General features: G+C 30.6%; 8 protein-coding genes. All 8 read left to right on the top strand.

The annotated features are described in order from the left end of the window. Positions 1–942 (top strand): membrane protein insertase YidC (gene yidC / locus AABM47_RS01570; RefSeq protein WP_338409167.1); only part of this gene is annotated, 942 nt, incomplete at its 5' end. Between the two features lie 54 nt (positions 943–996). Then, the gene (proC, locus tag AABM47_RS01565; protein ID WP_338409166.1) at positions 997–1,797 is read left to right on the top strand and encodes a pyrroline-5-carboxylate reductase; all 801 of its coding nucleotides are present in this window, start codon (positions 997–999) and stop codon (positions 1,795–1,797) included. 62 nt (positions 1,798–1,859) lie between these two features. Beyond that, positions 1,860–2,615 carry a hypothetical protein gene (locus tag AABM47_RS01560; protein ID WP_338409165.1) on the top strand — a complete coding sequence of 252 codons (756 nt, stop codon included), beginning with the start codon at positions 1,860–1,862 and terminating at the stop codon, positions 2,613–2,615. Positions 2,616–2,619: 4 nt separating this feature from the next. After that, positions 2,620–3,807 carry a tRNA 2-thiouridine(34) synthase MnmA gene (gene mnmA / locus AABM47_RS01555; protein ID WP_338409164.1) on the top strand — a complete coding sequence of 396 codons (1,188 nt, stop codon included), beginning with the start codon at positions 2,620–2,622 and terminating at the stop codon, positions 3,805–3,807. Positions 3,808–3,817: 10 nt separating this feature from the next. Beyond that, positions 3,818–4,753 carry a calcium/sodium antiporter gene (locus AABM47_RS01550; RefSeq protein ID WP_338409163.1) on the top strand — a complete coding sequence of 312 codons (936 nt, stop codon included), beginning with the start codon at positions 3,818–3,820 and terminating at the stop codon, positions 4,751–4,753. Positions 4,754–4,800: 47 nt separating this feature from the next. Beyond that, positions 4,801–6,408: a S8 family serine peptidase gene (locus AABM47_RS01545; protein WP_338409162.1), complete on the top strand. Its 1,608-nt coding sequence runs from the start codon at positions 4,801–4,803 to the stop codon at positions 6,406–6,408. A 27-nt stretch (positions 6,409–6,435) separates the two neighbouring features. Next, the gene (locus AABM47_RS01540) at positions 6,436–7,380 is read left to right on the top strand and encodes a nitronate monooxygenase (protein WP_338409161.1); all 945 of its coding nucleotides are present in this window, start codon (positions 6,436–6,438) and stop codon (positions 7,378–7,380) included. Between the two features lie 6 nt (positions 7,381–7,386). Next, positions 7,387–7,800 (top strand): hypothetical protein, encoded by a 414-nt coding sequence (locus tag AABM47_RS01535; RefSeq protein WP_338409160.1) that lies wholly within the window; start codon positions 7,387–7,389, stop codon positions 7,798–7,800. Positions 7,801–7,892 lie beyond the last annotated feature (92 nt).

Here is a 7,892-nt window from a genome sequence, read left to right as displayed (position 1 = left end):
CCTTTAGTATTCAAAAACGGGGTAATTGATCAAAAAATGAATTGGTATTACGGTCCAACGGATTACGCCTTGTTGAAAACGTATGACAAGAACTTAGAAGATATCGTTGCTTTAGGTTGGGGTATTTTTGGATGGATTAACCGTTATGTTTTTATACCTACATTTGGCTTTATTAGTGGTTTTATGCCATTTGGTTTAGCTATTATTTTCTTTACTATTTTAGTTCGATTAGTAATGTCGCCGGTAACTTACAAATCTTATTTATCACAAGCAAAGATGAAAGTGCTTCGTCCTGAAATTACAGAGTTAAACACAAAATATAAGGACAATGCAATGAAGAAACAACAAGAAACAATGAAGTTGTATTCAAAAGCAGGTGTAAACCCTATGGCAGGTTGTTTACCCGCCGTATTGCAAATTCCAGTCTTTTATTCTTTGTTTCAGTTTTTCCCTTCCATGTTTGATTTGAGACAAAAAAGTTTTTTATGGGCAGATGATTTATCATCATATGATAGTATTTATCAATTACCTTTTAGAATTCCAATGTATGGAGATCACGTGAGTTTGTTTCCAATATTAGCTTCTGTTGCTATTTTCTTTTATATGAGGATGACAACTGGAGACCAACAAATGAGCGCTCCAACACAAGAAGGTATGCCAGACATGGGAAAAATAATGAAAGTTATGATTTATATTTCTCCTGTAATGATGTTAGTATTCTTTAACAATTATGCTTCTGGATTATCCTTATATTATTTTATTTCTAATTTAATTACAATCGGAATTATGTTAGTTATAAAAAAGTATATCGTTAAGGATGATAAAATATTAGCGAAGATTAATGAAAACAAAACTAAAGAAAAGAAAGAAGGAAAGTTTCAAAAGAAAATGAGAGAGATGATGGAACAAGCTGAAGAGGCAAAAGTTCAAAAGAAAAAATAATTATATTAACACTGTCTTATTGACGGAGTTATATTTTAAATAGTTTTTCATATCATGAAAGTATTAATAATTGGTTACGGAAATATGGGACAAACCTATGCTAGTAGTTTTACTAGTTCTGGTTTTGTTCATGAAAAAGATATTTATGTATTAAATAGAAGTGAAGTTGAAGAAAAGAATTATTTTTCATTAGTTAAAGATAATTTTCATACGAAACCTATTTCTTTACTATTTGATGTTGATATTATCATTTTAGCAGTTAAACCTCAAGATTTTTCAAATTTAGCAATTGATATTCAGCCTTACGTTTCAGAAAGTCATATTATTTTATCAGTTATGGCTGGTATTTCAATTGAATCGTTGCATAGCAAATTGGGGTCAAACAAAATTGTTCGTTCTATGCCTAATATACCAACACAAATAGGACAGGGCATGACTGTTTTTTGTGCGTCTGCTTCAATTGATAGAAAAGATTTGTTTATAGTTCAAAATCTAATTAATACAACTGGCAAGTCAATTTATGTCGAGAATCAAGACATGATTAATGCTGCTACAGCAATTTCTGGAAGTGGACCTGCTTATGTGTTTTATTTTATGAATGCAATGATAGAATCAGCTGTAAAGTTAGGTTTTACAAGTTCAGAAGCAGAATTTTTAGTAGGACAAACTTTTATAGGAGCTGTTCAGTTGCAAAACAGGAGTAAAGAAACCCATCAACAATGGATAGAAAAAGTATCATCAAAAGGAGGAACAACTGAAGCTGCTCTTAAGTTTTTTAATTCATTAGATATAAATAAGTCTATAGCAAAAGGTATCGAAGCTGCAAACAATAGAGCAATTGAATTAGGAAAGTAGTTGTTTTAATTTCAATATATCATGAGTTTTGATATACATAAAAATATAAAATTTCAGTAATTATGAAGGCATTAATTTTATTTTTTGTTTTTACATTTTTTTCATATTCCCAAGAAAAAATTAACCAATTTGATGCTAATGGAGATCGTCATGGTTTATGGAAAGGTCTCTATAAAGATTCAAAAAAACCACGTTATGAAGGTGTTTTTGAACATGGAAAGGAAACCTTAATTTTTAACTATTTTGATGATACAAAAGAAGGTAAAGTTATTGCCACCAGAGATTTCTCTAAAGGAAATGATTCCTGTTTTGTAACTTTGTTTGACCGAAAAAATAATATTGTTAGCCAAGGATTATTGATTGGTAAATTATATGAAGGCGAATGGAACTATTTTCATAGAGAATCTAAAATCGTTATGACCCATGAAAATTATAAAAATGGAAAGCTAAACGGAATAAAAAAAGTCTTTTACGATGATGGTTCACTTGCAGAAATTTTATATTATTCCAATGGAAAGAGAGAAGGTAACTATAAAAAAATGGGCGTAAACGAAAAAATGCTGGAAGAATTAAATTATAAAAATAATGAACTTCATGGTCAAGCAGTATTTTATGATGGCTTAGGAAACATAACTATAGAAGGCCAATACATCCAAGGTTTAAAATCAGGTATATGGAGAACATATGCAAACGGTAAAGTAATAAAAGAAGAAGCTGCTAAAAAATACAGCAGTAAAAATTTCGAATATACTTTGAATGAAAAAGGGGAAAAAATACCTGGAAACATGAAAGTTAGAGTAAATAAAAACAATAAATAATATCATGAAAAGAGTCGTTGTTGGACTTTCAGGAGGAGTAGATTCAAGCGTTGCAGCATATTTATTAAAAGAGCAAGGTTATGAAGTGATAGGCCTTTTTATGAAAAACTGGCACGACGATACAGTTACAATCTCAAACGAATGTCCTTGGCTAGAAGACAGTAATGATGCTTTGTTAGTAGCTGAAAAATTGGGAATACCTTTTCAAACTGTTGATTTGTCTGAAGAGTATAAAGAAAAGATTGTAGATTACATGTTCAAAGAATATGAGCAGGGTAGAACTCCAAATCCAGATGTTTTATGCAATCGCGAAATTAAGTTTGATGTTTTTATGAAAATTGCTTTATCCCTTGGCGCAGATTATGTAGCAACAGGACATTACTGCAGAAAATCAATGCTAATTAAAGATAAAAACGAAGTTTTTCAATTATTAGAAGGTGCTGACAATAATAAAGATCAATCGTATTTTTTATGTCAATTATCCCAACAACAATTATCAAAAGCATTGTTCCCAATTGGCGAATTAACAAAGCCAGAAGTAAGAGCTATTGCTACTAAAATGAATTTAATAACAGCTGATAAAAAAGATTCACAAGGTTTATGCTTTATTGGAAAAGTGCGATTGCCCGAATTTTTACAACAAAAATTAAAACAAAAAGAAGGTTTAATTCTTGAAGTTGATGCTCAGGACGAAATTTTTAATAATCGTTCAAGAGAATTTAAAAATCCAGACGATAAATATGCATTTCTATCCAAAAAATTAGACTTTTCTAATGCCGATACAAAAATAGTTGGAAAACATCAAGGAGCCCATTATTTTACAAATGGTCAACGTAAAGGTCTCAATGTAGGAGGTACAAAAGAACCCTTATTTATCATTCAAACAGATGTAGAAAAAAATATTATTTATACAGGACAAGGTACTAATCATCCCGGATTATATAAGAACGCCTTATTCGTAAAAGCTTCTGAAGTACATTGGATCCGTGAGGATTTACGTTTACAACCTGACGAAAGTAAAGAAATAATGGCACGTATTCGTTACCGTCAACCATTAGATAAAGCTACTTTACACCAATTTAAATCAGGTTTGTATGTGGTTTTTGACAAAGCACAATCAGCCATAACTGAAGGTCAATTTGTGGCTTGGTATGATGGAAATGAGTTATTAGGTAGTGGCGTAATTTCTTAAAAAAATAAAAATGAATTTTCTGTACATAATTGCCGGTTTAATTTTATTAGTTGTAGGAGGAAATTGGTTGCTAAAATCAGCCCTTGGAATATCATCTCGACTTAAAATTTCAAAAATAATTGTTGGATTAACTGTTGTGTCGTTTGCAACATCTTTACCCGAACTTATTGTTAGTGTTAAAGCAGCTTTAGATGGTTATCCAGATATAGCTATTGGTAATGTTGTAGGTTCAAATATTAGAAATATTGGATTGGTTTTAGGAGTAGTTCTGCTGATTAATGCAATCCAAATAAATAAAACTTTTTTTACTATCGATTGGCCTACAAAAATGATTGCATCTGTAGTCTTATTTGTTTTTTTAATTACAGATGGCAAATTAAGCAGAATAGAAGGATTTATTCTAATAGCTCTATTGATCGTATTCCTGATTTATTTAATAAAACAAAATAAAAAGATAGATGTTGCTATTCCAGAATTAGATGAAGACGCTATCTCGTACATGAAGGTATTTGGCTTTTTAGCTTTAGGAGGGTTTGCACTTTGGGCGGGTTCCGATTTATTAGTAAAAGGAGCTGTTAACTTAGCAGATAATTTAGGTGTTAGTAAACGAGTAATTGCAGTAACAGTAGTGTCTATAGGAACTAGCATACCTGAATTAGCTTCTTCTGTTATTGCCAGTATAAAAAAAGAAAACGATATTTCAATTGGAAATATTATAGGATCTAATATATTTAACATATTAAGCGTTTTAGGAATTACATCAATAATAAAACCAATCGAACAAATAGATGCTCAAATAATGTCACAAGATATTTATTGGATGCTGGGTTTTGGATTTATTTTGTTACCATTAGTTTTGTTACCAAAAAAGCACACTCTAGGTTTTAAGGAAGGAATTATTTTATTAATCACTTATTTTGTATTTATCTATTTTACTATAATCTAATTTTCCTAAGTTTATTTTTGATTACATTTGATTGAAATTTAATTTAAATGAAAAAAATAACCCTTTTAACCATTGTATTTTTCTCCTTAAATACTTTAGCTCAACAAGACGCATGGTTATATTTAACTGATAAGCCAAATGCTTCAAATTTTTTGGCAAATCCTTTAACAATATTAACACAAAGATCATTAGACAGAAGAGCAGCTCAAAATATAGCTTTAGATGTTACAGATGTACCTGTTGATCAAGTTTATATTGATCAAATTCTAAATTCACCTGGCATAACCGTTATGGCTAAGTCAAAATGGTTAAATGCATTACATGTAAGAGGTGCTCAAAACGATATTCAAGCACTTTCTAATTTGATTTTTGTAAGTTCAATTGATTTTGCAAATAACTCTTTAAACTCTAGACAAATTCAACTAAAAGAACAGAAATCATTTGTAGTTAATAAGTATTATAACGAATTAGCAAATTATAATTATGGAAACTCAGCGAATCAAATACAAATGTTAAATGGTCATTTGTTACACGAGCAAAGTTATACAGGTCAGGGAAAAATAATAGCAGTTTTAGATTCTGGATTTATAGGAGTTGATACTGCTGCGGCTTTTCAAAACTTAATATCCAATAATCAAATATTAGGCGGATACAACTTTCCTGATGCTAATTCAAATTATTTTTCTCGTCACAATCATGGAACATCTGTTCTTTCTTGTATGGGAGGATTTGCAGAAGGTCAATTAGTAGGAACTGCACCAGATGCACAATATTATTTGTTTATTACAGAAGATATAAACAGTGAAAATCCTGTTGAAGAATCTTATTGGGTCGAAGGAGCAGAGTTAGCAGATTACTATGGTGCAGATATTATAAACAGTTCGCTGGGCTATTTTATTTACGACAATTCATCGTATAGCTATACGTATAACGATATGAATGGCACAACTGCATTTGCTTCAAGAGGTGCAAATATGGCTTTTGACAAGGGAATAATGGTTGTTGTTAGCGCAGGAAATTCAGGAAATAGTGCAAATCCTCACGTAGGTGTCCCGGCAGAAGCGATCAATGTTTTAGCAATAGGTGCAGTTGACAGTAATGAAGCTTATGCAACGTTTAGCTCTATAGGGCCTTCGTTTGATAACCGAGTTAAACCAGATGTTTGTGCAAAAGGACTATCTACAACTGTTAGCGATATATCAGGAAATATTGTTACTCAAAGTGGAACATCTTTTTCAAGCCCAGTTTTAGCAGGTATGGTAGCGTCATTATGGTCAGCAGTTCCCAGTTTAACCAGTATCGAATTAAAGCAATTTATTCAAGAATCAGGCGATATATATACAAATCCAACGTTTCAAAAAGGATACGGTGTTCCAGATTTTCAATTGGCATTAACAAATGCATTAAATTCATTGATTTTTTCAACTAAAAGCCCTGTTGTATACCCAAATCCAGCACGAAATGAAATTACATTAATTAGTGAAGATTTTAATGGTAAAATGATAATATTTAATAGTTTAGGTCAAGTAGTTAAAGAAGAAAACATAAAACATAACAATCAAATCATTACTATAGAAAATTTAAGTTTAGGCGTCTATAATTACCTATTAACAGCACCTAATATAAAATTTAAAGGAAAAATAATAAAACAATAGTTTTAAAAATACTTCAAAAAAGAATTAATGAATAAAATAACAAATCTTTTTGAAATAAAATACCCCATAATTCAAGGAGGAATGATATGGAACAGTGGATACAAATTAGCAAGCGCCGTTAGTAATGCAGGTGGTTTAGGCTTAATTGGAGCTGGTTCCATGTATCCAGATGTGTTAAAAGAACATATTCAAAAATGTCAAAAAGCAACAAACAAACCGTTTGGTGTTAATGTTCCCATGCTTTATCCTGATTTAGATCAAATAATGCAAATAATTATTGAAGAGGGAGTTAAAATTGTTTTTACTTCTGCAGGAAATCCTAAAACTTGGACTCAACATTTAAAAGATAACGGTATAAAAGTTGTTCATGTTGTTAGCAGTTCAAAATTTGCTTTAAAAGCAGAAGCGAGCGGTGTAGATGCAGTTGTTGCAGAAGGTTTTGAAGCTGGTGGGCATAACGGTAGAGAAGAAACAACTACCTTGACATTAATACCTATGGTTAAGGAAAAAATAACAATTCCATTAATTGCTGCAGGCGGTATTGCATCGGGTAAAACAATGCTTGCTGCCATGATTTTAGGTGCTGATGGTGTGCAAATGGGAACTCGTTTTGTAGCTTCAACTGAATCAAGTGCTCATGATAATTTTAAAAATACGGTTGTAAATGCTCTTGAGGGTGATACCCAATTAACCTTGAAAGAATTAGCTCCCGTTCGAATGGTTAAAAACAAATTTTTCAACGATTTACAAGAATTATATTCAAAAAACCCCTCAAAAGAAGATTTAGAATCTTTATTGGGAAAACGTAGAGCAAAAAGAGGAATGTTTGAAGGAGATTTAATAGAAGGTGAGTTGGAAATCGGACAAATTTCAGGATTAATACACGATGTTTTACCGGTTAAAACCATAGTAGATAATGTGATGAACGAATTTCATCAAACACTAAAAGAAATAAAACAATTTCAATTTTAAAACAAAATGCACAAAAAAATACAGCTGTTATTAATCATCATTTTTGTTGGATTTACTTCCTTCGGTCAGCAATTTATATTTAATACAACAGGATTTACTGTCATGCAAAAAAACACAAATGAAACATGGGGTAATTGGTCAAAATTAGTAGATAGTGAAATGATTATTAAAGTTGATGGAGAAAGTCATCGAGTCATAGTATATTCAGAAGTTATTCAATTGTTTAGCATTATTAAATATATTGATAAAGTTTCAAACAAAACAGATGATGTAGTTTCATTAAATTGTGTGGATAACTCGGGAAAAGATTGTAATGTTTCTATTTTTACAAGAAAAAATCAAGGTAACAGAATGCAACTGTATATTATTTATAGCGACATAATTATTGCGTATAATATTGTTTTACAAAGTGATAAATAATTATTTTAATTCGATAAATGTATGTATAAATAAACATAAATGCTTATTATAAATCATTTATGTTGTTTATATTAAACAATAATGTATTTTAA

Origin of the sequence: uncultured Flavobacterium sp. (assembly GCF_963925415.1) — a bacterium.
Lineage (GTDB): Bacteria > Bacteroidota > Bacteroidia > Flavobacteriales > Flavobacteriaceae > Flavobacterium.
This window is presented reverse-complemented; position numbering and strand designations above follow the sequence as displayed.

Bases quoted from the DNA above. Each gene is read 5' to 3' on its own strand.
- proC (WP_338409166.1), top strand. From the start codon at position 997: ATGAAAGTATTAATAATTGGTTACGGAAATATGGGACAAACCTATGCT.
- AABM47_RS01560 (WP_338409165.1), top strand. From the start codon at position 1,860: ATGAAGGCATTAATTTTATTTTTTGTTTTTACATTTTTTTCATATTCC.
- mnmA (WP_338409164.1), top strand. From the start codon at position 2,620: ATGAAAAGAGTCGTTGTTGGACTTTCAGGAGGAGTAGATTCAAGCGTT.
- AABM47_RS01550 (WP_338409163.1), top strand. From the start codon at position 3,818: ATGAATTTTCTGTACATAATTGCCGGTTTAATTTTATTAGTTGTAGGA.
- AABM47_RS01545 (WP_338409162.1), top strand. From the start codon at position 4,801: ATGAAAAAAATAACCCTTTTAACCATTGTATTTTTCTCCTTAAATACT.
- AABM47_RS01540 (WP_338409161.1), top strand. From the start codon at position 6,436: ATGAATAAAATAACAAATCTTTTTGAAATAAAATACCCCATAATTCAA.
- AABM47_RS01535 (WP_338409160.1), top strand. From the start codon at position 7,387: ATGCACAAAAAAATACAGCTGTTATTAATCATCATTTTTGTTGGATTT.